This window comes from Agrobacterium sp. 22-221-1, assembly GCF_053522445.1.
Window position 1 is genome coordinate 105,892 of the sequence record NZ_JBNWCL010000008.1, and the last position, 24,117, is coordinate 130,008.

The window sequence follows — 24,117 nt, forward strand, 5'->3', positions numbered from 1 at the left end:
TTTCTCAGTGGCTCGTCGTCATGTCGTCCCGCCAGTAACAGGCGTTGAGATAACGTTTCTTGGACAGGACCGACAACTTGTCCCGAAAGTCCTGCCATTGGGAGAATGCATTGGCGAGCCAGAGGAAATAATCATTGGTGGAAGCGGCTGTCTCCATCGCCGCCCCGCCAACATGTTCGATGAATTTTGCGGGAGATACGGTCGAGCGCGGCAACCAGTATATTTGTATGCCGGGCGGTGCGACGATGTCATATAGGGAATTCTCGGCCCGAAGGAAAATCTGGCCGTTAACATCCCCGGGCAGGTTCTCGCAGATGCGGGCAATGGCGGGTAAGGCCGTTTCATCCCCGGCCAGCAGATAGTTTTTTGCCGGCTTCATCCCCAGCCCGCATGGGCCGGACATGCCGCAAAGCGCGCCGGGACGCGCATTCCGGGCAAAGGAACATCCCGGCCCCGCATCCTCATGCAGAACGAAATCGATATCGATAAAACCGCTATCGGGGTCTATCGCCCGGATCGTGTAATAACGGACAGCGAAGGCATCTGCGTGTTCCGCAGCATTTTTCGTGGCGGGCAGATTGCGGTCGAAGTTCTTGTTCTGCTTTGAGAAATAAAGCCTGACATGAAGGTTTTTCAGCGTATTGAAACGGTGAAGCCCGGTGCCGGTAAAGCGCAGACGCTGCATGAAGGGGGCGAGGCGCTGGCTGTCGACCACTGTCAGAATCCTGAAACTGTCATCCGCGAATATGGTCATGCGCGCCTTCCGATAAGTACAAGCAAAAACGGCCCGCCAACCACCGTGGCCAGGAGGCCGGCGGGTATCTGAAACGGGAAGATGAGGTTGCGCCCCAGCCAGTCGGCGATGAGCAGGATAAGCCCGCCGATCAGCGCCGCCGCCGGCAATTGCGTGCCGGCGCGCTGGAAACCAGCGAGCCGCGCCAGATGCGGTCCCATCAGGCCGGCGAAGCTCAAGGGTCCGACGAGGATCGTCGCGCTTGCGGTGAGAATGGCGGAAAGCGAATAGAGACCGTTACGGCTCGCCACGACAGAGACGCCGGTATTTCGGGCGATATCTTCGCCAAGCGGCAGCACTTCCAGCCAGCGGCGAATGAAGGGGGTCAAAGCAAGCCCAAAAGAGAGCAGGACCGCCGCCATGATGGCTTCGCCCGGCGCGACGGCATAGGTGGAGCCGGAAAGCCAGGCGAGAAGCTGGCCGAGCCTCGGATCCTGCGATGTCATCAATACCGCCATGACGAAACCGGAGACGGAGCTGAGCGCAATGCCGATCAGCAGCAGCCGGTCGCCGGAAAAACCCGGCTTGCGCGACAGGGTCAGCATCAGCAGCAAAACGGTCAGCGAACCCGCCGCACCGGCGAGGATTTGCGCGCCACGGGTGGGGGCGGCAAGGGTGAGTAGAACCAGAATGACGCCGAGCATTGCCCCGGAGGAGACGCCCAGCACCTCCGGCGATGCCATGGGATTGCCGGTGACGCGCTGCAGAATGGCGCCGGCAAGCGCCAGCATCGCCCCGCCGCTGAAGGCGGCAAGCGCCCTCGGCCAGCGCCAGCCGAGACCATGCAGATCGTAAAGTCCCGATAAAAACCAGCCCTCCGTGTTTTTCCCGACGGCGAGTGCGACGCCGGCGGCGACGCAGAGAATGGCGATGAGACCGAGTAAAGCCGGAATGGGAGAGGCCAAGCGCGCTGCCGCCGGCTGCGCGCTTGGCTGCGGCGGGGCCGGCATCTTCAGCCGCCGGATCAGCGCGAACATCAGCGGCGCACCGAGAAGAGCAGTGACGGCCGCGGTCGGGAACAATCGATAGGTGACGGGAAAAAACAGGACGATCTGATCGGTCAAGGTCAGCAGCAGTGCGCCAAGCGCCGCCGAATAACCGAGCTGCGCCGCCATTCGTCTTGCGCCGCAGGCGCGCGCCATCGCGGGGGCGGCAAGGCCGATAAAGCTGATGATGCCGACGGAGGCGGTGACCACCGCCGTCAAGGCTGCCGCTACCACCAGCGTCATGAGCCGATAAGTGGCAAGCGACAGGCCGAGGCTTTTTGCATTGGCGTCCTCAAGCGTCATGATCGTCAGGGGGCGAAGAAGCAGCATGACTGCAAGGACGAGCACGGCGAGACGGGGGGCGAGAAAGGAGACGGCGCTCCAGTCTTGCTGATCGAGATATCCCGCGCCCCATAAGAAGATGCTGACGAGAAAATCGTGGTTGAACAGCACCAGAACGGCGCTCGCAGCACCGCAATAAAGGCTGACGATCATGCCCGCCAGCGTCACCGTCACGGGCGACAGGCCCTTGCGCCAGGAGAGTGCGAGGATTGCCAGAAGCGACAGCGCCGCGCCCGCAAAGGCGATCCATTCCCGTGCGCCCATCCATTGCGGGAACCAGAGCGTGGCAATGGCAAGCAGCAGATAGGAACCGGCCGAAATGCCGAGCGTCGCCGGTTCGGCAAGCGGATTGCGCAGAATGTTTTGCAGGATCGCCCCGACAAGGCCGAGCGTCGCACCGGTCATCAGCGCCACCATGATCCTCGGCAGCAAGGTATTGTGCAGCAGCACCTGCGCCGTCATGTTGGGATCGGGAAAAAACAGGGCTGCAAGCGGCGTCCCATCGGGCATGCGCAGAAACAGGTTGAAGCCGGCAAGGCCGGCGCAGACGATGGCGAGCGATGTGACGACGATCGCGGATATGTTCGCCGTCCTCTTCATGGCGATGCCTCACCGGCAAGGGCTTCGGAAACGAGGCGGGCGAAGCGTCTTGCGGGCGGCAATCCGCCGTAAAACAGCACGTCCCTGATACGCACCAACCGGTTTTCGCGAATGAAGGGCAGGCTTTTGATGACCGGCGCGCTGAGAAGCGTATCCAGCTTCTCGTTGCTGGTATCGCCGATGCACAGAAGCCGCGCCTGCGGATGGCGGGAAAGCTGGTCGGCCGTCACTGTCGTATGACCGTATTGCGAGGTGTAACCATCCCAGGCGTTCTCGATGCCGAATTGATCGAGAACATTCTGGAAGAGGCTGTTCCTGCCGAAAACCAGCAGTCGCCTGCCATCTATGACCGTCGCCAGCAGCAGAGGCCGTCCGTCATAGGTGGAGAGCCGTGCTCGTGCCTGCCGCATCTCCGCGTCGAAACTTTCCTGAAACGCGTCAAACCGGCCGGGATCGCCGATCCGCGCGGCGAGCGCGATGAGAGCGTTTCTGCCACTGACTAAATGGTTTTCACCCGCAGTGACGCCGGAATCGAAAAGGTGGGTGGGGGCGATGGCGGCAAGCCGGCCGGCAGCCATGGTGAAATCGTCGCTGTGCAGGATGAGGCTTGGCCGAAGATAGTCCACAAGTTCCAGATTGGGCTCGGACCGCAATCCAAGCTCGGCGACCGAGGGCGACAGCGCCGGTTCGACGACGAGGCTGCCATAACGTTCCAGTTCCGGCATGGCTGCGGGCTGCACGCCAAGCGCCAGCAGGTTCTGCCCGCTCACCCAGTCCATGGCGACGATGCCGCCGGAACGGGCGGCCGATGACGGCCGGTTTGTAAGGAAAAAAGCACCTGTCCCGCAGAGCAGCGCTCTGCGAGACAGGGAACTGCGCAGCATCATCAGAATTTCGCCTGAACCGAGAAGGAGACGGTTCTCGGGGCTCCGAGATAATAGCTGTTCTGCCAGTAATTCTCATCGGTGATGTTGCTGACATTCAGCCGGAATGTCAGCGGATTGCCGAAGTTTTCGGTGGTGTAACGCAGGCCGAGATCGGCCGTGACATAGGAGGAAAGGCGGTCGTTGTTTTCGGATGTCGCCCATTGTTTGCCGGTGTAATAGAGGCCGCCGGTCAGGAAGAGACCTTCGATGGTGGGAACCTCATATTCGGCATAGACCTTGGCGAGAACATTGGCGACGTTCATGGGGCGCTTGCCGTCATAGGTTCCGCCTTCGACCCTGGCGTCAAGGAATGTCACGCCGCCGAGAATGGTAAGGTCGTCCGTCACCTTGCCGGTCGCCGTGAACTCGATGCCGCGATGGCGCTGGCGGCCGTCCTGCGTATAGACATTGGCATCCGTCGTCAGTTCGTAAGCCTTGGAGATGTCGAACAGCGCCGCCGTCAGCAGCATGTCGCCGACATCGCCCTTGATGCCGATTTCCTTCTGCTTGCTGACCATGGGGGCGAGAATCTGCCCGCTATTTGCGGCCGTGTCCGGCGCAACGCCGCCCTGCTCAAGGCCTTCGATATAGCTGCCGTAGAGCGTCACCGCCTCCACCGGCTTGAAGAGCAGAGACGCCGAGGGCGAGAGCCTTGCTTCATCGTAATCCGGTGCGGAGCGGGCGCCGCTGCTGTCCAGCGACTGGCTCTGGATCATGCTGTAATTGGCGCCGACGAGGGCCGACCATTGTTCGTCGAATTCGATCTGGTCGCCGACGACGAAGTTGTGATTGCGCACATAGCCGGACTTGTAGAGCGTGCCGGTGTTTGGCGGGAAAGTCGGCTCGGCAATATGCCGGGGAGAAGACAGGGGGAAAGACGGCTGCCAGCCGGTATTGGGGTTGTAAGTCGTACCCCAGTCCTTGCCCTGATACATGTAATAGCCGGCGGTCAGCTTGTGGGAGACCGCGCCGGTGTCGAAGGAGACGTCCGCGAAAATATTCGCGGCGTCGAAGACGTTTTTTGTCCTGCCGGAGCGAATTGCGATCTGGGAATATTCCTCCGCGGACTGGACAAGATTCATCGTATGATCCTGAACCGGCCGGTCGATATATTCCCGCATATATCCGCCGCGCAGGGTAATGGCGTCGTTCACATCGTAGGTGAGCTTGGCCGAGTATCGTTTTTTCTCGATTTCGTCGTGAATCCAGGGCTGGCTCCAGTTCCTGCTGGCGTCGGGCGCATCGCCATGCAGCACGCCGTCTGCGAAAGCCCAGTAGGAATTGGCGGCGTCCAGCTTGTATTTGCTGTAGGAAGCATTGAGTTCCAGCTTCAGCCGGTCGGTGATGTTCCAGTCGAAAGCGCCGCTTGCCAGAAAGCGGTCGACATTCTGGTCGTCGATGGCCGTGTCGCCCGCCGAGCGGACGATATTGAGGCGATAACCCATGTCGCCTTCCGGATCGATGCGACCGCCGAAATCGCCATGGACGAAGGCCTGCGCGCCGCCGTAATTGCCGACCGTCACGCTGGTCAAACGTTCCTGCGTCGGGCGCTTGTAGACGTAGTTGATCATGCCGGCGGGCGAGGCCGCGCCATAGAGAAAGCCCGAAAGGCCGGAAAGAACCTCGGTGCGTTCCTTGTCTTCCAGCACCGTCGCGTGGCTGTAGGAGCGGCGGAAGCCGTCTTCGGCGGTATCATAGGTGGTGAAACCGCGAATATTGGCCATCGGCGCCCAGCCGGACATCTGCGGCGTCTGGCTGCGGATGGTCGGCAGGACGCGGTAGATATCCTCCGGGGATTGCGCCTGGATATTCTGGATCAGCTCCCTCGGCGCGACGGTGACGGAAAACGGCGTATCGCGAATGGCTGTCTGTCCAAGCAGGCCGAGAGAGGACAGTGTCTCTGTCCGGTAGCCATCCTGCGCCAGCCCGTCCTGCTGCAATGCGGAGGCGCCGCGCGTGCCCTGAACGGTAATGGGTGCGAGCAGGGTGGAGTTTCCGGCTGCCGCAGCACTTGCCGCGCTGACCGGCGCGGCGATGACGACGGAGGTGGCGTCGGTGAAGGAATAAACGAGGCCGGTGCCGCGCAGAAGCTCCACGATAGCCTGCTCGCGGGTTGTCGCGCGGCTGACGCCCTGCGAAAGTTTTCCGCGTGCAATCGAGGCATCGTAGGAAATCTGCGTTCCCGACAGTTTTCCGAAGGTTGCCAGCGATTTGTTCAGCGGGCCGGCCGGAACCGAATAAACCGCCTGCGCAAAGGCTGGCTGTGCCGCGATGCCGGCGGCGAGCGCCGTGGTCGTCGCCAGAAAGGCGAAAAACAGCGCGCCACGACCCTTACGACCCCTGTTTGTACCCTTATGAGCCGATGAGAACTCATTCCCCATGTGAAAGCCACTCCATTAAATCTGTCCCCGGAGACCGGCCGGCCTATGCTGGCGACGGGTTCTCTGAGGACAATACGAATGGCGTTCGAAAATTTTCCTCTTTTTCTCAAGTTTTCTTAGATGGAGGAAATAACGGTCAAAAATGGCGTGACGGCCCGCACCTTTCCGCCGAATGGCCGCACCACTGCATCGAGCGCGCGGATGGGGTCGGCAAGATCGAAGACGCCGCTGACGACGTTGTTTTTCAGGGCAGGGGTGGCGATGACCACCTTGCCTTTTTGCCAGCGGGCGATGCGATTGACCACCGCCGCGACCGTCTCCTTTTCGGCAATGAGCATGCCCGTGCGCCATGCCGCAATTTCAAAAGCCTCCCTGACGCCGCGATCCATACGGCGCGATGCCTGGTCGTAGGTCAGCCAGTCGCCTGCCGCCAGTCTCTCTCCCGCGGGAGAGGGCAGATCGGGCGATGTGGCCAGAACCAGCCCATGATCGACGGAGACGGAGATGGAGAGATCATCGCCCGAAACGTCGAAAGCGGTTCCAAGCGCTGTGGCGGTCAATGGTCCGTAGGCGACGGAGAAGGGGCGCGAGGCATCGGGCCGGACATCGAAATAGGCCATGCCGGCGAGGAGGTTTACCCGTCTTGCCCGCTCACCGAAATCGATGGCGATTGCGCTGTCCGGTCCAAGCGTGACCATGCTGCCGTCCTCGAGGGGAATTTCTCTGATCTCGGCCGTCGATGTCAGATAATCGGCGCGGGCGCGTAACGTCACATAGGGTGCCAGCACCGAACCGCCAGCCGCCGCACCGAGACAGAGCACGCCTCCGACAAGCAGAAGACGCCGGTTGGGGTCGAAGCCCTTTTGCGAGGAACGGGCCTCCTCGGCGAGAATCTGGCCGGTCATGCCGTGTATCGCGGCAACTTTCGCCCAAGCGGCGGCATGGGCCGGTCCGCGCTCGATCCAGGCGCGTGCCGTTTCGATGGCGACGGGATTGCCGGGATCGTTCTGCAGGCGAATGGCAATATCCGCAGCTTCACGAAACAGGCGCCGTTCTTCCGACACTTCGTTCATAGGGAGCCTTTCAGGATTGCCGGAGACCGGACAATGTCACAGCCTTTGATATATACGAATGAGAGGCCGCATATTTCCGAATGAAAGAAGTTTAATGCGCAGGCCGGCGATTAAACGGCGATATCTGGGGCAAGACGACGGTTCCCGTCCTCTACAGACCGTTCAGGCGATCCTCTATGTGCTCATAGGCGTCGCGGATCAAAACCCAGGTGCGAGTGGTGGACATGCCGAGCTTCTGCGCCACTTCGCTGATCGTCAGGCCACCCATCCGGTGCAGCTGGAAGGCCTCGCGCACCCGCCGCGGCAGTTCCGCAAGCGCCTGTTCCACCAGCTGCAGCCGCTGCCGGTCATAGACGATGGTTTCGGCCGATGGCGACGGGTCGATGATGGCATCGAAGGCATTCTGCGGCAGGTCGACACGGCGGAGACTGCGTTCGCGGCGATAATGATCGATGCTGAGATTGCGCGCCACCGTATAGAGATAGGATTTGGGATTGTGGGAAGCGGCACTTGCCGGCGGCGGTGAGGCGAGCACCTTCAAAAACGCATCCTGCGCCAGATCGGATGCCGTTTCAGGATCGATGCCCCTGCTGCGCAGGGACCTGACAATGCCCTTCGCATATAGCCGGAACAATTCCTGCAGATCCCAACTCAAGAGCCTTGCCTTCCGGTAATCGACCCCGTGCCTGCCCGGTGAACGGGCGGTCGGTGTGTCGAACGATGCAGCCGTCGGTCGATTATGTGCAATCGGTGCCGAATTCGAGAATATGCGAAGCGACGGCTTCGATAAGCAGGATCGCCCCGCAGGCATGATATCATCGGCCGTTGATGTTGCCGGTATCATGCTTGCGGGGCGACGGTAAAGTAAAACAGTCGCTGTACTATGGATTAGTCTGTGACCTTTCCTCCGTATATATCAATTACCGCGATGAAGGAGGCGGACTACAAGCAAAGGCTGTTATTCGGCGGGTTGCGCCACGGCCTCCATATCCGACCGTCCGCGATCTCCGGAGAGGCTGCGCTGGCCGAGCGCGATGATGGCGACTGTCGAAAGGCTTGCGACGACGGACACCCAGAAACCGTTATCCGGGCCGAAATTGTCGATCACCCAGCCGGAGACGAAGGCGCCGAGCGCCATGCCGATACCGATGCCGGTCATTACCCAGGTCACGCCTTCCGTCAGCATCGATTCCGGCACGCGGCGCTCGATCAGGCCGAATGAGGTGATGAAGATCGGTGAGATTGCAACGCCGCTGAGGAAAACCGCGAAAGCGAGAAGTGCTACCGAGGTGTTGGCGACAAGCAGCGGCAGGGCGGTGAGTGCAAGCACGCTGACGGCGATCAGCAATTGCCGTTGCAGCGGCATTTTGGGGTTGAGCGCGCCGAGAATGAGGCCGACCACGAAGGAGCCGATGGCATAGACGCCGATGACGAGGCTGGCGGCTTCCGGTTGACCAAGCGCCTTGGTGATTGCGACGGCGCTTACCTCGGCCGTGGCGAAAGTGGAGCCGACGAAGATCAGCGCAAGCGTGATGATCTGGACCGGTCGCAGGAAGATGGCCGAACGCTGACGGCGGCCGCTTTCAACCGGCCGCACCTTGGGCTCGGTCGAGCGTTGCAGAAGGAAGGCAAAAGTGCCGAGCGCCAGGAAGGTGGTGCTGATCATCATGCCCGCTTCCGGAAAGAGCGAAACCGCAAGGCCAACGGAAAGCGAGGCGCCGGAGATGTAGACAAGTTCGTCGGCGGCGGATTCGAAGGCGAAGGCGGTGTTCAGCTCCGGCCGGTCGCGGAAGATTTCCGTCCAGCGGGCGCGCATCATGGCGGGAATGCTCGGCATGGCGGCGGCGAGGAAGGCGGAAAGGAACAGCGTCCAGGCGGGCCATCTCTGATTTGTCGCGATAATCAGCGCCGCAAAGGCGATGACCGAGACGATGGTGGCGGGGATGAGGACCTTGCTCTGCCCCTTTCGGTCCACCAGACGGGAGATTTGCGGGGAGAGGGCGGCATTGGTCAATGCGAAGGTTGCCGAGACGGCGCCGGCCAGCCAATATTCACCGTGAGTCTGGGAAAGCATGGCGACGATGCCGATCGGGGCCATGGCAATGGGAAGGCGGGCGAAAAAACCGGCGGCGGAAAAGCCTTTTGCGCCTGGAGCCCGGAAAATTTCTCTGTATGGATTAGACATCGGGATGCACCTTGTTCTAAGGGTGTCCACCACATACATACGTGGCGTATGTGAATGAGATAATTGCATACGACACGTATGTCAACTAATATACGCGTCGTATGTGAAAAATGGAGAAGAAATGCGCAAACCTCGCAGTGAAATGATTGCCGAGACGCGGGCGAAGCTTCTGGCTGCCGGCCGCAAGGCCTTTGGCAGCATCGGTTATGCGGAAGCGTCGATGGACGACTTCACCGCTGAAGCCGGTCTCACCCGTGGCGCGCTCTATCACCATTTCGGCGACAAGAAAGGTCTGTTGCTGGCGGTTGTGGCCGAAATCGATGCGGAGATGACGAAGAGGCTCTGTGACATCTCGTCAAGGGCCGCGACCCGATGGGAAGGTTTCGTCGAGGAGAATGTTGGTTATGTGCGCATGGCTCTCGAACCGGAAATCCAGCGGATCATGTTTCGCGACGGGCCGGCCGTGCTCGGCGATCCGTCGCGCTGGCCCAATGCCAATGGCTGTATCTCGGCTGTCGCCCGAAGCCTGGATGCGCTTCGGGAAGAAGGCACCATCGGCGACATCGATCCGGAGGCATGCGCCCGCTTCATCAATGCGGCGAGCAGCAGCGCCGCCCAATGGATAGCCAATTCCGACGACCCGGAAACGACCTCGAAACGGGCTGTCGGCAGTTTCCGGACCTTTCTGGAGGGATTGCGGGTCAGGAAAGACTGACCTGCATAGCTGCCTATCTGTTATTCCGGGTCGGCTAGGCGATCATCACGGAAAATGTGTAGAAATATCTGGAATAGATACAGATCATGTTATTGGTAGCACCTGTTTGACACCTGTGAGGTCAAGATTATGGTCGACAAGCCGTCGCAAAAAGCGTCCGGAAGCGCGCCATCGGATCAATCGCCAAAGCTTCTTTCGGGCGGGAATCCCCAGATTGCAAAAGGATATGGCGACGCGCCGGTGCAGGCCTATGTCGCCGCCATGCCGGGCTGGAAAAGCGGGGTCGGTGGCCGTATCGACAAGCTGATCGAAGGTGTCGTGCCCGGCGTTCGCAAGGCTGTGAAGTGGAATTCGCCCTTCTACGGCATGGAGGACGATATCTGGTTCCTCAGCCTTCACTGCTTTACGAAATATATCAAGGTGACCTTCCTTAACGGCGCATCCTTGCAGCCTTTGCCGCCCGGCACCTCCAAACATCCGAAAGTCCGTTACCTCGATATCCACGAGGATGCGTTTGACGAAGCGCAGTTCGTGGAGTGGGTGAGGCAGGCAAGCGTGTTGCCCGGCGAAAAAATGTGAGCGACCGGGTATATCGGTGCCAGAGGCTTTCAAGCGCGCGATGATCGCGAAATGGGCCGGCGAATCATGCCGGTTTTCCTGCCTCTTAAGGATCGTGTCGCGCTGCGGATGATGAGAAATCGCGGGCTGTCCGATACAGTTTTTCCGGCGTGAAGAAAAACCGGCCGATCCGGCCGATTTCTGTTTACTTTTGCCGGGGTTGCACGCCATCACGCTCACTGAATTCGCTGCCAGGCGTATCGCAAACCACGGAGGATGAGATGAAGGCATTGGTGCTGGAAGAAAAAGGCAAGCTCTCGCTCAGGGATTTTGACATTCCGGGTGGAGCAGGATCCGCTGAACTGGGGCCCAGGGATGTGCGCATCCGCACCCATACGGTCGGCATCTGCGGCTCGGATGTCCATTATTACACCCATGGCAAGATCGGTCATTTCGTCGTCAACGCGCCGATGGTGCTCGGCCATGAAGCGTCTGGAACGGTGATCGAAACCGGCGCCGAGGTGACGAATCTGAAGGTGGGCGACCGCGTCTGCATGGAGCCGGGCATTCCCGATCCCACATCGCGCGCCTCCAAGCTCGGCATCTACAATGTCGATCCGGCTGTCCGCTTCTGGGCGACGCCGCCCATTCATGGTTGCCTGACGCCTGAGGTCATTCATCCCGCCGCCTTCACTTACAGGCTGCCCGATAATGTGTCCTTCGCCGAAGGCGCCATGGTAGAGCCCTTCGCCATCGGCATGCAGGCGGCGCTCCGGGCACGTATCCAGCCGGGCGATATCGCTGTCGTCACCGGGGCAGGTCCGATCGGCATGATGGTGGCGCTGGCGGCGCTTGCCGGCGGTTGCGCCAAGGTCATCGTTGCCGATCTCGCCCAGCCGAAGCTCGATATCATCGGTTCCTATGATGGCATCGAAACCGTCAACATCCGCGAACGCAATCTCGCCGAGGCCGTCTCGGCGGCGACCGACGGCTGGGGCTGCGATATCGTCTTCGAATGCTCGGGCGCAGCACCCGCCGTGCTCGGCATGGCGAAGCTGGCGCGGCCGGGCGGCGCGATCGTGCTGGTCGGTATGCCTGTCGATCCGGTTCCGGTCGATATTGTCGGCCTGCAGGCCAAGGAACTGCGGGTCGAAACGGTTTTCCGTTACGCCAATGTTTACGACCGGGCAGTTGCGCTCATCGTCTCCGGCAAGGTCGACCTGAAGCCGCTGATTTCCGCGACCATTCCCTTCGAAGACAGCATCGCCGGCTTCGACCGTGCGGTGGAGGCGCGGGAAACGGACGTGAAACTTCAGATCGTGATGCCGCAATAAAAGATCGCGTGCCGACCGCCGATGCCTGCCACCGATGATTGAGTGGCGGAGATGCTGCGGAAAAGTATGAGTGCGGCCTGCCGTTGTCCGGCGGTCCGCACTCCAAAAACTTACCGGATATCGCCTCCGGGTGAGCATTGTTTGAGCGGATCACGCCGAATTGTGCAAAAAAATCGGCGCGGCCGCCGAGTTTCTGGCCATCTCCATCCGGCGACTATTCAATTCCCGACAAAAAAGAGTCAAAAAAGTATCGGTAATTTCTTCGGCGTGATGTGGAAGCACAGATAGCGCACGCCATATGCTCCTCATCAACGCCTGGGACGAGCCATAAAGAGGAATGGCTCCGCTCCGCAAATGCGGCGGACGTGTCGATGGGAGGAACTATGATGCAGCCCGATCTGGAACTGGTGCACATCCGCAAGGGCGAATCCTTCGCCGCCTGGCGGCATGGCTATCCGTTCCGTACCGTGCGCTGGCATTATCATCCCGAATACGAAATCCACCTCGTCGTCGCCACGTCAGGCACGTTTTATATCGGTGATTTCGTCGGCCGTTTCAGCCCCGGTCAGCTCATCATGACCGGTCCCAATCTCCCCCAGAACTGGATCAGCGAGATCGAGCCGGACGAGATCGTGCCGACACGCTCTCTCGTGATCCAGTTTCCGGAGGCTTTTATCGAGGATGCCTGCACCTCCATGTCCGAGATGGAGGTGGTGCGTGCGCTGCTGGACCGCAGCCGCCGCGGCATTCTGTTCGACGATGAAACAAGCGATCGCGTTCGTCCGCTGATCCTTCGGCTGATCGAGGCGCAGGGGCTGACGCGGCTCGCGCTTTTCTGGGAAATTCTCGATCTGCTGGTCAATGCGCCGTCTTCCGAGGTGCTGGCAAGCCTGAGCTACGAGCTGGACCTGACCGGCATCGGCGACAGCGGCATCAACCGCGCGCTGTCGCATCTGCGCCAGCATCTGACCGAACAGGTCGAGGAAATCGACCTCGCCGAGATGGTGGGCCAGAGCCCGAGCGCCTTTTCCCGCGCCTTCAAGCGTCACACGGGGACGACGCTGGTGCGGTATCGCAATCAGTTACGCATCGATCTCGCCTGCCAGATGCTGCTGGCGGATCAGGAGGTCAAGGTGGCGGAGGTCTGCTACGATGTGGGCTTCTCCAATCTTTCGAATTTCAACCGGCATTTCCTGAAATTGAAGGGAATGTCGCCGTCGAGGTTCCGCACAATATTCGCAGCCCAGAAGGCAGCGGTCATGGCGGATTAAACCAGCGACACATCGCCGATTTTTTAGAATTCGGGCAGAGGGCTGTCCGGAAACGGGGTCTTGTTGCCCCAATTTTCCAACCGGGAGGAAGAGTGAGATGAAAATGAAGTCCAAGTTTCTGATGGCGACAGCCGCAATTGCAATGATGGCCGCTCCGGCGCTGGCGCAGGAAAAGCTGAAGATCGGCATGACCTTCCAGGAGCTGAACAACCCCTATTTCGTGTCGATGCAGGAAGCGCTGAAGGAAGCCGCCGCAAGCATCGGCGCCGACGTTGTCGTGACGGATGCCGGCCACGATGTGGCAAAGCAGATTTCCGACGTCGAAGACATGCTGCAGCAGAAGATCGACATCCTGCTTCTGAACCCCACCGACAGCGCCGGCATCGAAGCCGCCGTTCACGCTGCCAAGGCTGCCGGCGTAATCGTCGTTGCGGTTGACGCCAACGCCAACGCCAACGGCCCGGTCGACACCTTCGTGGGCTCGAAGAACCGTGACGCGGGTTACAAGTCGTGCAAGCATCTCGGTGACGCGCTCGGCGGCAAGGGTGAAGTCGCAATTCTCGACGGTATCCCGGTCGTGCCGATCCTGCAGCGCGTTGAAGGTTGCAAGGCGGCTCTCGCCGAATTCCCCGAGATCAAGCTGGTCGACACGCAGAACGGCCGTCAGGACCGCTCCGTTGCTCTCGGCGTCGTTGAAAACATGATCCAGTCGCGTCCGAACCTCGCCGGCATCTTCTCGGTGAATGACGGCGGCGCGATGGGCGCTCTCGCTGCTATTCAGGGTTCCGGCAAGGACATCAAGCTGACCTCGGTAGACGGTGCTCCGGAAGCGGTGAAGGCAATTGCCGATGGTGGTCCTTTCATTGAAACCACCGCGCAGTTCCCGCGTGACCAGGTTCGCGTTGGCCTTGCCATGGCGCTCGCCCAGAAGTGGGGCGCTCGCGTCGTGCCGAAGGAAGTGCCGATCGACGTCATGGTCGTCGACAGCAAGAACGCCGGCGAGTTCAGCTGGTAAGATCTCCTCCCAGGTCCCGTCCCCGTCTTGTACGGGGGCGGGGCAGTCCCGACCATTGAGGAGGGTGAAATGCTGGAACTGAATGGAATAAGAAAAAGCTTTGGCAAGATCGAAGTCCTGCGCGGCGTGGACCTTGAGGCGCGCGCCGGTGAGGTGCATGCGCTTCTGGGCGAAAACGGCGCGGGCAAGTCGACTTTGATGAAGATCCTGTGCGGCATTTTGCAGCCATCGGAGGGGACGATCCGCATTGACGGGCAGGATCGCCGCTTTGCCAATTATGACGAGGCGATTGCCGCCGGCGTCGGCATCGTGTTTCAGGAATTCAGCCTGATCCCCTATCTCAATGCCGTTGAAAACATGTTTCTTGCCCGCGAGATCCGCGGGCCGCTGCGCCTTTTGAACAAGGGCGCCATGCGCAAGCGCGCGGCCGAGATCATGAGCCGGCTGGCCGTGGATGTACCGCTTGATGTGCCGGTGCATCGTCTTTCCGTTGCCCAGCAGCAATTCGTCGAAATCGCAAAGGCGCTGTCGCTGGATGCCCGTATCCTCGTGCTCGACGAGCCGACGGCGACGCTCACCCCCTCCGAGACGGAACACCTGTTCAAGGTCATGCGCGAGCTGCGGCGTCAGGGCGTGGCGATCATCTTCATTTCGCATCACCTCGAAGAAATATTCGAGATCTGCGACCGCATCACCGTTCTGCGCGATGGCGAGTTGATCGGCTCCTGCCTGACCTCGGAGGTCGACAATGACCGTCTGGTCGAGATGATGGTCGGCCGGCGCATCGAAGCCAGCTTCCCGCCGAAGCCGCAGCTCGATCCTTCCGCCGCAAAGGTGATCGAGGTGGAAGAGCTGCAATTGAAGAAAGGCGGTCCCGTCTCGCGCTTTGCGCTGCGAAAGGGCGAAATCCTCGGCTTTGCCGGGCTTGTCGGCTCGGGCCGCACGGAAACGGTTCTCGCCATGCTCGGCGCGCATTCCGCCTCGCGCCGCAAGATCAAGGTCGACGGTGTGGACACGCGCTTTTCCGGCCCGGATGAGGCGCTGATGCGCGGCATCGGCCTGCTGCCGGAAAGCCGCAAGGAAGAGGGGCTGATTACCAGCTTCTCCATCCTGCAGAATATTTCGCTGAACAATTATCGCAAATACCGCAAGGCCCACTGGTTCCTCGATCTCAAAAAGGAACTGGAACACACGACGAAGGCCATGGCGCAGGTGCAGGTCAAGGCGCAGGGGCCCTTTGCCCGCGTCGACACGCTGTCCGGCGGCAACCAGCAGAAGATCGTCATCGCCCGCTGGCTGAACCATGACATGCGCGTGCTGATCTTCGACGAGCCGACACGCGGCATCGATGTCGGCGCAAAGGCGGAAATCTATTCGCTGATGCGCGAATTCGCCGCCAGGGGCCATTCGATCATCATGATCTCCTCGGAGCTGCCGGAAGTGATCGGCATGTCCGACAGGGTCTGCGTCTTCCGTTCCGGCGGCATCGTCGCCACGGTCGAGGGCGAAGACATCAATTCAGAAACAATAATGACAAACGCCACCACCGGGAGAGTTGAACATGTCGCTTGATGTAAACACCGGCATTGCCGCGAAAACGGGCGGCTTCAGTCTCAGCGCCATGCTGCGTTCACCGCTCGCCCTGCCTCTGGCGGGTCTCATCGTCGTGTCGATCCTGATGGGGCTTGCGAGCGACAATTTCTTCAGCCTCAACAACATCATGAACGTGCTGCGGCAGGTTTCCGTCGTCGGCATCCTCGCCGTCGGCATGACCTTCGTTATCCTCACCGGCGGCATCGACCTGTCGGTCGGCGCGGTCATGGCGCTTGTCGGCACATTGTCCGCCGGCCTGATGGTGAATTCGGGCCTGCCTGCCTCCGTTGCCCTGCCTGCCGGTCTCTTCATCGGTCTCGGCATCGGTATCTTCAACGGGGCGCTTGTCGCCTGGGGCAAGATGCCCGCCATCATCGTCACGCTTGCCACCATGGGCATGGCGCGCGGTCTCGGCCTCATTTATTCCGGCGGTTATCCGGTCAGCGGCATTCCGAGCTGGATTTCCTGGTTCGGCGTCGGCCGTATCGGCGTCGTTCCGGTGCCGGTCGTCATCATGGTGGTGATCTATGCGGTCGCCTGGGTGCTGTTGCAGCGCACGGCTTTCGGCCGCCATGTTTATGCGCTCGGTGGAAACGAACTGGCTGCCCGCCTTTCGGGTGTGAAGACCCAGCGCGTCAAACTCGCCGTCTATGGCATTTCGGGTGTCACCGCAGCACTTGCCGCCCTCATCCTCACCGGCCGCCTGATGAGCGGTCAGCCCAATGCCGGCGTCGGCTTCGAACTGGATGCCATCGCAGCGGTCGTTCTCGGCGGTACGGCGATTGCCGGCGGCAGGGGTCTCATCCTCGGCACGCTGATTGGCGCGGTGCTGCTTGGCATTCTCAATAACGGCCTCAACCTGATGGGCATCAACCCCTATCTGCAGGATGTCATCAAGGGCGGCATCATTCTGCTGGCCATCTATATCGGGCGCGAATGGCGCTGAGCCGGCCCGGAAATATCTTCATAAACGCAGGAGAATTAAATGTCTGAATCGCTGCAAGGCAAGATCGCGGTCATCACCGGTGCCGCATCCGGCATCGGGCTTGCCACAACAGAAGCGCTCTTGGAACAGGGCGCAACCGTGGTCATGGTCGACTGGAACGAGAAAGCCTTGAATGAACTCGCTGGCAAGCTCGGCGAGCGCGCCATCCCGCAGGTGACAAACCTTCTGGATGCCGACAGCTGCAACGCCATGATCCCCGAAATCCTCGGGAAGGTCGATCATATCGACATTCTCTATTGCAATGCCGGCACCTATATCGGCGGCGATCTCACCGAAACGACGCCTGAAGCCATCGACAAGATGCTGAACCTCAACGTCAACGCCGTCATGAAGAACGTCCATGCCGTCGTGCCGCATATGTCGGAGCGCAAGACCGGCGATATCGTCGTCACCTGCTCGATTGCCGGCCACTTCCCGACCTATTGGGAGCCGGTCTATTCGGGTTCGAAATGGGCGATCACCAGCTTCGTTCAGGGCATGCGCCGCCAGATGATCCCGCACGGCGTGCGTGTCGCGCAGGTGTCTCCCGGCCCGGTCGTTTCCGCACTTCTCGCCGACTGGCCGGAGGAAAATCTCCGCAAGGCCAAGGAGTCCGGCAGCCTCATCGATGCGAGCGAAGTGGCCGATGCCGTTGTCTACATGCTGACGCGCAAGCGCACGGTCACCATCCGCGACATGCTGGTCTTGCCGACCAACTTCGACCGCGTTTAAAAATCTCCGGAGCGGCGGAAAAACCGGAAACGGTCCCGCCGCTCAACTCTTGTTCAAGCACCGGATGATCCGCTCCGAGGAGTATCGCAAATGGCTTCCTATCTGATTGGCGTCGATGTCGGGACCGGCTCGGCGCGCGCCGGTGTCTTCGATGTCGCGGGAAAGCTTCTCGCCACCGCCAAACGCCCGATCGGCATGCACCGCGAGGACGGCGGCATTGCCGAACAATCGAGTGGCGAAGTATGGCAGGCCGTTTGCGACAGCGTCCGGGAAAGCGTTTCCCGCGCCGGCATCGATCCCGCCGAGGTCGCCGGCATCGGTTTCGATGCTACCTGCTCGCTGGTGGTGCGCGGACCGGAAGATGAGACCCTGCCGGTGGGCGCACCGGATCATCCCGAGCGCGACATCATCGTCTGGATGGATCACCGCGCCGTCGAACAGGCGGAGCGCATCAATGCCGGCGAACACGCCGTGCTGAAATATGTCGGCGGCCGTATTTCCCCGGAAATGCAGACGCCGAAACTGTTGTGGCTCAGCGAAAACAGGCCCGACATCTATGCGCGTGCCGAGCATTTTTTCGACCTCACGGACTTTCTGACATGGAAGGCTTCGGGCGCGCTTGATCGCTCCGCCTGCACGGTGACCTGTAAATGGACCTATCTGGCCCATGAAAACCGTTGGGATGCGGAATATTTCACCCGCATCGGGCTTGGCGATCTCGCCGAACAAGGTTTTCGCCGCATCGGTGAAAGCGTTGTCCATCCCGGCACGGCGCTGGGTAACGGTTTGACGGAAGACGCTGCAAAAGCCATGGGTCTGGTTGCGGGCACCGCGGTTGCGGCAGGTCTGATCGATGCCCATGCCGGCGGCGTCGGCACGGTGGCTGCGGGTGGCGATGCATCGCGATGCCTCGGTTATGTTTTCGGCACTTCGTCCTGCACTATGACGACAACCGCCGAACCCGCCTTCGTGCCCGGCGTCTGGGGACCCTATTATTCGGCCATGGTTCCTGGCGCATGGCTGAATGAAGGCGGCCAGTCTGCCGCCGGCGCGGCCATTGATTATCTGGTGCAGCTGCACCCGGCCTATGCCGAGGCGAAGGCGCTTGCCGCTAAGGAAGATAAAGCATTGCCGGTTTGGCTCGCTGACCGGGCGCTCAATCTTGCCGCATCCGCTTCCGCTGCCGCAAAGATCGCCGAGGATTTTCATGTGGTGCCGGAGTTTCTCGGTAACCGCGCGCCGTTTGCCGATCCCCATGCCCGCGCTGTCATTGCCGGTTACGGCATGGAGACGGGCGTGGATTCCCTTGTGGCGCTTTATGTGGCCGGTCTTCTCGGCCTCGGTTACGGGCTTCGCCAGATCATCGAAACACAGGCCCGCAACGGCGCGCCGGTGGAAACCATCAGCGTCAGCGGTGGGGCGGGTGCGCACCCGCTTGCCCGGCAGCTACTGGCGGACGCGACGGGGCTCCCCGTGGAACTGACTGAATGCGAGGAGCCGGTGCTTCTCGGCTCGGCCATGCTCGGTGCGGTTGCCGCAGGGACCTATCCGGACCTGATGGTCGCCATGCCCGCGATGTCGCGTATCGACAGCTGTGCTGCGCCCGATCCAGATTTTCAGAAGATTCATCAGGCGCGGTACGATGCGTTTCTGGCGCTGCAAAATGCGGCGCGCGCCATTCGTTCTGCCAGCCATTCCTGAGCGCTGTCAAAAGTTTAGATCATCCGGCCGTCATGGCCGCAAAATAAAGAGGATTTCATGCAGTTTTCCGGAAAATCCGTCATCATCACCGGCGCAGGCAAAGGCATCGGCCGCGCCTGCGCTCGCCTGATGGCCGCGCGCGGTGCGGAAGTGGTGGCGATCAGCCGCACCCAGTCCGATCTCGACAGCCTGAAAAGCGAAATCGGCGGCCGTTCGATCCGCGTCGATCTTGCCGATGTCGCCGCCACCCGCGCCGCGATGAAGGAAGCGGGCCCCTGCGATTTCCTGATCAACAGCGCCGGCATCAACGTGCTCGAAAGCGTGCTGGATATGAGCGATGCGGGTTATGAAGCCGTTCTCGGCATCAATCTGCGCGCGGCTTTGGTCGCATGTCAGGAATTTGCCTGCGCCCGCGTGGCGAAGGGCGGCGGCGGCGCCATCGTCAACATCACCTCCATCGCCGGTCACCGCGGTTTTCAGGATCACCTCTGCTACGCGGCGTCCAAGGCCGGGCTTGAAGGGGCGACGCGCGTTCTTGCCAAGGAGCTTGGCCCGCACGGCATCCGCGTCAACGCGGTTGCGCCCACCATCACCCTCACCGAACTGGCCGCGGAAGCATGGAACGATCCGGCGAAAAGCCAGCCGATGATGGTTCGCCATCCGCTCAGCCGGTTCGCCGAAGCGGAAGAGGTGGCTCAGAGCATCGCGCTGCTCCTGTCGGATGACAGCCGCATGATTTCCGGAGCCGTGTTGCCGGTCGATGGCGGTTTCCTCGCCGTTTGATGTGCGTAGGGGAAGTCTGACGCGCAAACGCTTGCCCGAAAATAAAAGAACGCCCGGCAAACAGCCGGGCGCTCCTCTTAATGAATGACAATGCTATTAATGACGATGCTCGGGCATGTCCTTCAGCTGGTCCTTGGTCCATGAAGTGACCGCGTGGACATCGCCGTCCTCATCCCGCATGAAATCAAGATCGCTGAGCGGTACTGCGACCGGCTTTGCGCCGATACCAAGAAAGCCGCCGACATCGATGATGGCGGTGCTGCCGGCCCCGACGCCGTGGACATGATCGACCTTGCCGACCTTGTGATCGTCTGCACCATAAACGGTGGCGCCTTCAAGAACGGACGGCGTCAGTTCCGTTGCAACCAGGCGTACGTGATTGGTGTGATCCATTGTTCTTGCTCCTGTCTTGGTTTGCAGAAAACAAACTCCTCCATCGCAAAACCGTTCCATCGAATGTCGCTGGCCGTGCCAGTCGGTGAAGACAGGTGATTTCTCATCGGTACATTGTTGGGGTTTGCGGCAGGCGGTTCCGAAAAGGTTGCGGAATGGTCACACCTTTTCTCCGGAAGACAAGTTTTCGCTAAATTGCAACCGCTAAAGTTGTTGCGATGACGTGTCTGGATGTTATCTCTGCGTCAGGTTGAATCATCAAGGGGATGAGGGATGAAAAAGTTGGGGGCGGTTTTGCTGGTGGCTCTTTTGAGCGCATGTGCAAAGCCATCTGACGGACCGACCGCAGGCAATATCCGATCTGCGACTTTCCCTCGAACCAACGAAAAAATCCCCGTCATCGAGCTTGCGAATGCGCCGGCGGCCACGGTATCCGCCGGAAGCCTGCAGAATGCCTCCGGCCCCGGCCTCACCGCGCTTCGCAACACCGGTTACAACGCCCAGAGATTGCGTCGCGGCGACGTGATCGACATCACCGTGCTCGATACCGGCGAAGACGGGCTTTTCTCCCCGACGCAAAGCAAGACGCTCAATCTCGGACGCTTTACGGTGGACCAGAGCGGATCGGTGAATATCCCCTTCGTCGGCAAACAGAGGGTGGTGGATTCGACGCCCGAGGGGCTGCAATCGCAGGTCGTTGCCGGGCTCAAAGGGTCGGCTGTGAACCCGCAGGCCGTCGTCACCGTCGTTGACAAGCCGACGAGCGCCGTCATGCTGAGCGGTGCGGTGAAAAACCCCGGAAAAATAACGCTCACCGCCCGTCAGGAGCGGGTGCTCGATGCGCTCAATCAGGCCGGCGGCCCGACCGTCGCTCCGGGTGCTGCCACGGTCACCGTCGTTCGCGGCTCGCACAGGGCGAGCGCGCCGCTTGACCGCGTTATGCGGGAAGACCGCCAGAATATCCGCCTGTCACCGGACGATCAGATCATGATCGATGGCGATGCGGCGAGCTACACCGCGCTCGGCGCTTTCAAGAGCGCCGGCGAATTCCAGTTCGAAGCCGGAAAACTGACCCTCGCTCAGGCTGTCGGCCGCGCCGGCGGATTGCTGGATGACCGTGCGGACGCGCGCAATGTCTATGTTTTCCGCAACGAGATCGTTCAGGTGCCGTCGGCAACCGCATCGGGCGCGAAAGGCCCGGTTGCGACGGCCACGACCATGCGGCCGGTGATTTATCACGTCAATATGCGCGATGCTTCCAGCATTGCCCTCATGCAGCTCTTCCAGATGCAGAAGGGCGATGTGCTCTATGCCAGCAACGCGCCGCTGGTGGATTCTGCCAAGCTCCTGACCGTGTTCCAGAAGAGCGTGCCGACGGCGGCAGCACCGCTTCCCGGCAGCGGCAACTGACCAATGAGGCGCTACAGAAGCTGTAGCGCTTCCATCGCCGATTGCGGTCGCGACGCGGGTTCATCCTGGCAACAGGCGTCCGCAAAATCGGCCAGCCTTTGCGTTGTTCGCATCTCATCCGTAGCGATAAGCCGCCGGGCAAGCCGCCCCACGGAGAATATATCCTGATCCGGCTTTGCGGTTGCGTCGCGCATCCGTTCCGGTGCAGCAAATTCGCGCGAGGCGGCAAAGCTCATGCCTCGGTCCGCGTGTTTTTGGCCGATTTCCAGCGCAATGCCGAAATCGCCAAGCCTGCCCGTTTCGAAATCACCGTCCTCCAGCAGAATATTGGCTGGCGTGACATCGCAGTGGACATATCCCCTTACGTGCATGGCGCTCAGCCCTTCCAGCATGCGGCGAAGGATTGTGATCGCCTGCGGCGCGGTAACCGGCGGCTGCGATGCAAGCGACGCCAATGATTGCGGAAACCATGGCTGTAACAGGCCCGGTCGGCCATCGGCCAGTCTCAGCAGCGCCGATGTTTCCACCAGACACGGATGGCGCAATGTCAGGCCGAGCTGCGCCTCCTCGCGTAATCTGTGCAGCAGCGCCGCGTCGTTTCTCAACGCCGGCGGCGTGGTTTTCAGGGCGTGAAGGGAGCCGAGATCGCGGTGCCGCACCTGCAGCAGCAGCGTGTTTTCGCTTTCGTAGGCAATCTGTTCAAGGGCAAAACTGTCGGCGATCCAGCAGGGTTTCGCATCGGAAAAATGCGAGACTTTCCGATCCAGCGCATTTCTGACCTGATCGATCAGGTCTTTCTGTTCTTCGGCAGGCCTTTCCCGCGTGCCGTCATGGCGGATGGTTTGCCACAGATCGGAAAAGCGCTCGGCAACCTGCGGGTAGGCAGGCCCGTCGCCGGATTGTTTACCCTTGCTCAAGCCGGTTTCCAATCACGATGGCGCTGACATTATCGCGTGCGTCCTCGATCAGCGCTTCCTGGATCAGGGCGCTGGCGCAATCCTTGATCGCGGTGTTGCCGACAATCTCGGCAATGGCCCGCTCCTTCAGGATTTGTACCAGCGGATAGCTGCACAGGAGCAGCCTGTCCTGCGCCCCCCAGTCTTCCCCGACGATATCCGGCCGGAACTGCTGGGAAAGGCCGACACATTGCGAGAGCTGCCTTTTCATGCCGACAACGACGTGATCGCGCGAAAGCTGATGCATGGTTCCGTTTTTCAGGAGATAGGCGCGCGCGTCGCCGGACCACAGGACGCTCAACCTGCCGCCGATAATGGAGGCAATGATGACGCTTGCCGTCGGCCTGCCGTCAGCGCCCATGGTTTGCCGGGACAGAAGCAGGCTGTTGACGGTGCCGAGCTTTCCCCTGATCTGCTGCGCCATCACCTCGGGGCTTTCGGCATCGGGCGTCTCGGCAAGAATATTTGTGGCCAGACGTGCGGCTTCCACGGCGCTGTGCGTGTCGCCCTGTCCATCTGCTATGGCGAAGAGGGCAGGGGTTTGGGAAACGAAAAGCGAATCCGCGTTCAGGGAAAGCCGTGTTCCGGGGTGCGTGGCATAGCTGTAGATGACCGATGACGGCTGTTCGGTTGGCGGTGCGGGCGCGGGCGGAGTTTTGTGTTTCGCACTTTCCTGCGCCTGTACGGGTGTCGAGCCGTCCTCTTCGCCCTTACCTGCCATGTCGCTGAAGAGGCGCAGGAAATCGGAAGCTTTCGGTTTGCCGTCGAATTTGAGACCGCGGGCGCGGCGGCTGACGGGATCGATGCGCCACCAGAGGCTCGTCGGTGCGCGGCCGTGCACCATTTCCGGGGCGTCATCCTCTTCCCGTGGTTTCGGCAGGCGCAGTTTTTTAACAGAGGTGTTAAACCGGGACATATCGAAATCGCCGGTCATGGATGTTTCGGCCAGCGCCTCGGCGGCCATGAACCAGGTGTCGTCGAGATAGAGTGTTCTCGGATGTTTCCGGAAGCTATTGAGCTGGGCAATGATGGCAAGCGGATATTTGCGTCCCACCCGGTCTGCACTGGGCACCAGCACGCCGGCATAGGCGCAGTTTCCCCATATGCCGCTTTCGATGATGAAGCGTATGGGCGGCGATGACGTAAATATTTCGGACCATCGGCCCGAAAACAGGTCCGCGCAGGCGTGCAGGCCGGATCGCATCCAGTCGTCAAATGTCCCGATCAGCTCCCGTTCAAGCCCGTCGGAGATGAAGTCGCCATGGCTGGGGACCTTCCCGAAGAAGCCGATGCGATCACTTTCCGCCGCGGTTTCCGCGGGCCTCGATGCCTGATTGGCCATCAGTCGTTATTGACCGCGGTGCTTTTCGTCGTTGCTTTCATCA

The 24,117-nt window shown here is 60.8% G+C and carries 21 protein-coding genes; 11 read left to right on the forward strand and 10 right to left on the reverse strand.

Annotated features, from left to right (window positions below; genetic code table 11):
• Nucleotides 1–4: 4 nt before the first annotated feature.
• The 7 genes from ACQZ5N_RS14345 to ACQZ5N_RS14375 form a co-directional block, all read right to left on the reverse strand.
• On the reverse strand, nt 5–754 hold the full coding sequence (locus ACQZ5N_RS14345; protein ID WP_448733258.1) for a siderophore-interacting protein: 750 nt from the start codon (nt 752–754) through the stop codon (nt 5–7).
• The gene (gene fhuB / locus ACQZ5N_RS14350) at nt 751–2,721 is read right to left on the reverse strand and encodes a Fe(3+)-hydroxamate ABC transporter permease FhuB (protein ID WP_448733259.1); all 1,971 of its coding nucleotides are present in this window, start codon (nt 2,719–2,721) and stop codon (nt 751–753) included. Before fhuB ends, ACQZ5N_RS14345 begins: the two co-directional genes overlap by 4 nt.
• A complete protein-coding gene (locus ACQZ5N_RS14355) occupies nt 2,718–3,608 on the reverse strand; it encodes an ABC transporter substrate-binding protein (protein ID WP_120356995.1) in 891 nt (296 codons plus the stop codon). The genes fhuB and ACQZ5N_RS14355 overlap by 4 nt, the downstream gene beginning before the upstream one ends.
• Nucleotides 3,608–6,028: a TonB-dependent siderophore receptor gene (locus tag ACQZ5N_RS14360; RefSeq protein WP_448733260.1), complete on the reverse strand. Its 2,421-nt coding sequence runs from the start codon at nt 6,026–6,028 to the stop codon at nt 3,608–3,610. Before ACQZ5N_RS14360 ends, ACQZ5N_RS14355 begins: the two co-directional genes overlap by 1 nt.
• Nucleotides 6,029–6,144: 116 nt before the next feature.
• Nucleotides 6,145–7,101, reverse strand: coding sequence for a FecR family protein (locus ACQZ5N_RS14365; protein ID WP_448733261.1), 957 nt, complete (start codon nt 7,099–7,101; stop codon nt 6,145–6,147).
• 151 nt (nt 7,102–7,252) lie between these two features.
• A complete protein-coding gene (locus tag ACQZ5N_RS14370) occupies nt 7,253–7,756 on the reverse strand; it encodes an RNA polymerase sigma factor (protein WP_020812324.1) in 504 nt (167 codons plus the stop codon).
• Between the two features lie 303 nt (nt 7,757–8,059).
• Entirely contained in the window at nt 8,060–9,286 is a 1,227-nt protein-coding gene (locus ACQZ5N_RS14375) for an MFS transporter (protein ID WP_269831573.1), read from the reverse strand.
• A gap of 121 nt (nt 9,287–9,407) precedes the next feature.
• Here ACQZ5N_RS14375 and ACQZ5N_RS14380 point away from each other — a divergent pair, with 121 nt between their 5' ends.
• The 10 genes from ACQZ5N_RS14380 (at nt 9,408) to ACQZ5N_RS14425 (ending at nt 19,973) form a co-directional block, all read left to right on the forward strand.
• On the forward strand, nt 9,408–10,001 hold the full coding sequence (locus tag ACQZ5N_RS14380) for a TetR/AcrR family transcriptional regulator (RefSeq protein WP_020812322.1): 594 nt from the start codon (nt 9,408–9,410) through the stop codon (nt 9,999–10,001).
• Nucleotides 10,002–10,130: 129 nt separating this feature from the next.
• Nucleotides 10,131–10,580: a DUF1801 domain-containing protein gene (locus tag ACQZ5N_RS14385; RefSeq protein ID WP_448733262.1), complete on the forward strand. Its 450-nt coding sequence runs from the start codon at nt 10,131–10,133 to the stop codon at nt 10,578–10,580.
• Between the two features lie 260 nt (nt 10,581–10,840).
• A complete protein-coding gene (locus tag ACQZ5N_RS14390) occupies nt 10,841–11,893 on the forward strand; it encodes an NAD(P)-dependent alcohol dehydrogenase (RefSeq protein ID WP_448733263.1) in 1,053 nt (350 codons plus the stop codon).
• 386 nt (nt 11,894–12,279) lie between these two features.
• On the forward strand, nt 12,280–13,164 hold the full coding sequence (locus ACQZ5N_RS14395; protein ID WP_448733353.1) for a helix-turn-helix domain-containing protein: 885 nt from the start codon (nt 12,280–12,282) through the stop codon (nt 13,162–13,164).
• Between the two features lie 97 nt (nt 13,165–13,261).
• The gene (locus tag ACQZ5N_RS14400; RefSeq protein ID WP_448733264.1) at nt 13,262–14,179 is read left to right on the forward strand and encodes an ABC transporter substrate-binding protein; all 918 of its coding nucleotides are present in this window, start codon (nt 13,262–13,264) and stop codon (nt 14,177–14,179) included.
• 69 nt (nt 14,180–14,248) lie between these two features.
• Nucleotides 14,249–15,751 carry a sugar ABC transporter ATP-binding protein gene (locus ACQZ5N_RS14405; protein ID WP_448733265.1) on the forward strand — a complete coding sequence of 501 codons (1,503 nt, stop codon included), beginning with the start codon at nt 14,249–14,251 and terminating at the stop codon, nt 15,749–15,751.
• Nucleotides 15,741–16,718 (forward strand): ABC transporter permease, encoded by a 978-nt coding sequence (locus ACQZ5N_RS14410; protein WP_448733266.1) that lies wholly within the window; start codon nt 15,741–15,743, stop codon nt 16,716–16,718. Before ACQZ5N_RS14405 ends, ACQZ5N_RS14410 begins: the two co-directional genes overlap by 11 nt.
• A 39-nt stretch (nt 16,719–16,757) precedes the next feature.
• A complete protein-coding gene (locus ACQZ5N_RS14415) occupies nt 16,758–17,489 on the forward strand; it encodes an SDR family oxidoreductase (RefSeq protein WP_020812315.1) in 732 nt (243 codons plus the stop codon).
• Nucleotides 17,490–17,579: 90 nt separating this feature from the next.
• On the forward strand, nt 17,580–19,190 hold the full coding sequence (locus ACQZ5N_RS14420) for an FGGY-family carbohydrate kinase (RefSeq protein WP_448733267.1): 1,611 nt from the start codon (nt 17,580–17,582) through the stop codon (nt 19,188–19,190).
• Between the two features lie 57 nt (nt 19,191–19,247).
• On the forward strand, nt 19,248–19,973 hold the full coding sequence (locus tag ACQZ5N_RS14425; RefSeq protein WP_448733268.1) for an SDR family oxidoreductase: 726 nt from the start codon (nt 19,248–19,250) through the stop codon (nt 19,971–19,973).
• Between the two features lie 96 nt (nt 19,974–20,069).
• Here the strand turns inward: ACQZ5N_RS14425 and ACQZ5N_RS14430 are convergent, their stop codons facing one another.
• Nucleotides 20,070–20,366 carry a PRC-barrel domain-containing protein gene (locus ACQZ5N_RS14430; RefSeq protein ID WP_080853686.1) on the reverse strand — a complete coding sequence of 99 codons (297 nt, stop codon included), beginning with the start codon at nt 20,364–20,366 and terminating at the stop codon, nt 20,070–20,072.
• A gap of 273 nt (nt 20,367–20,639) precedes the next feature.
• Here ACQZ5N_RS14430 and ACQZ5N_RS14435 point away from each other — a divergent pair, with 273 nt between their 5' ends.
• Nucleotides 20,640–21,776 (forward strand): polysaccharide biosynthesis/export family protein, encoded by a 1,137-nt coding sequence (locus ACQZ5N_RS14435; protein ID WP_065654944.1) that lies wholly within the window; start codon nt 20,640–20,642, stop codon nt 21,774–21,776.
• 11 nt (nt 21,777–21,787) lie between these two features.
• Here ACQZ5N_RS14435 and ACQZ5N_RS14440 read toward each other — a convergent pair whose 3' ends face one another.
• A complete protein-coding gene (locus ACQZ5N_RS14440; protein WP_448733269.1) occupies nt 21,788–22,693 on the reverse strand; it encodes a protein kinase domain-containing protein in 906 nt (301 codons plus the stop codon).
• A complete protein-coding gene (gene tagF, locus ACQZ5N_RS14445) occupies nt 22,680–24,074 on the reverse strand; it encodes a type VI secretion system-associated protein TagF (RefSeq protein WP_448733270.1) in 1,395 nt (464 codons plus the stop codon). The genes ACQZ5N_RS14440 and tagF overlap by 14 nt, the downstream gene beginning before the upstream one ends.
• Nucleotides 24,075–24,117 lie beyond the last annotated feature (43 nt).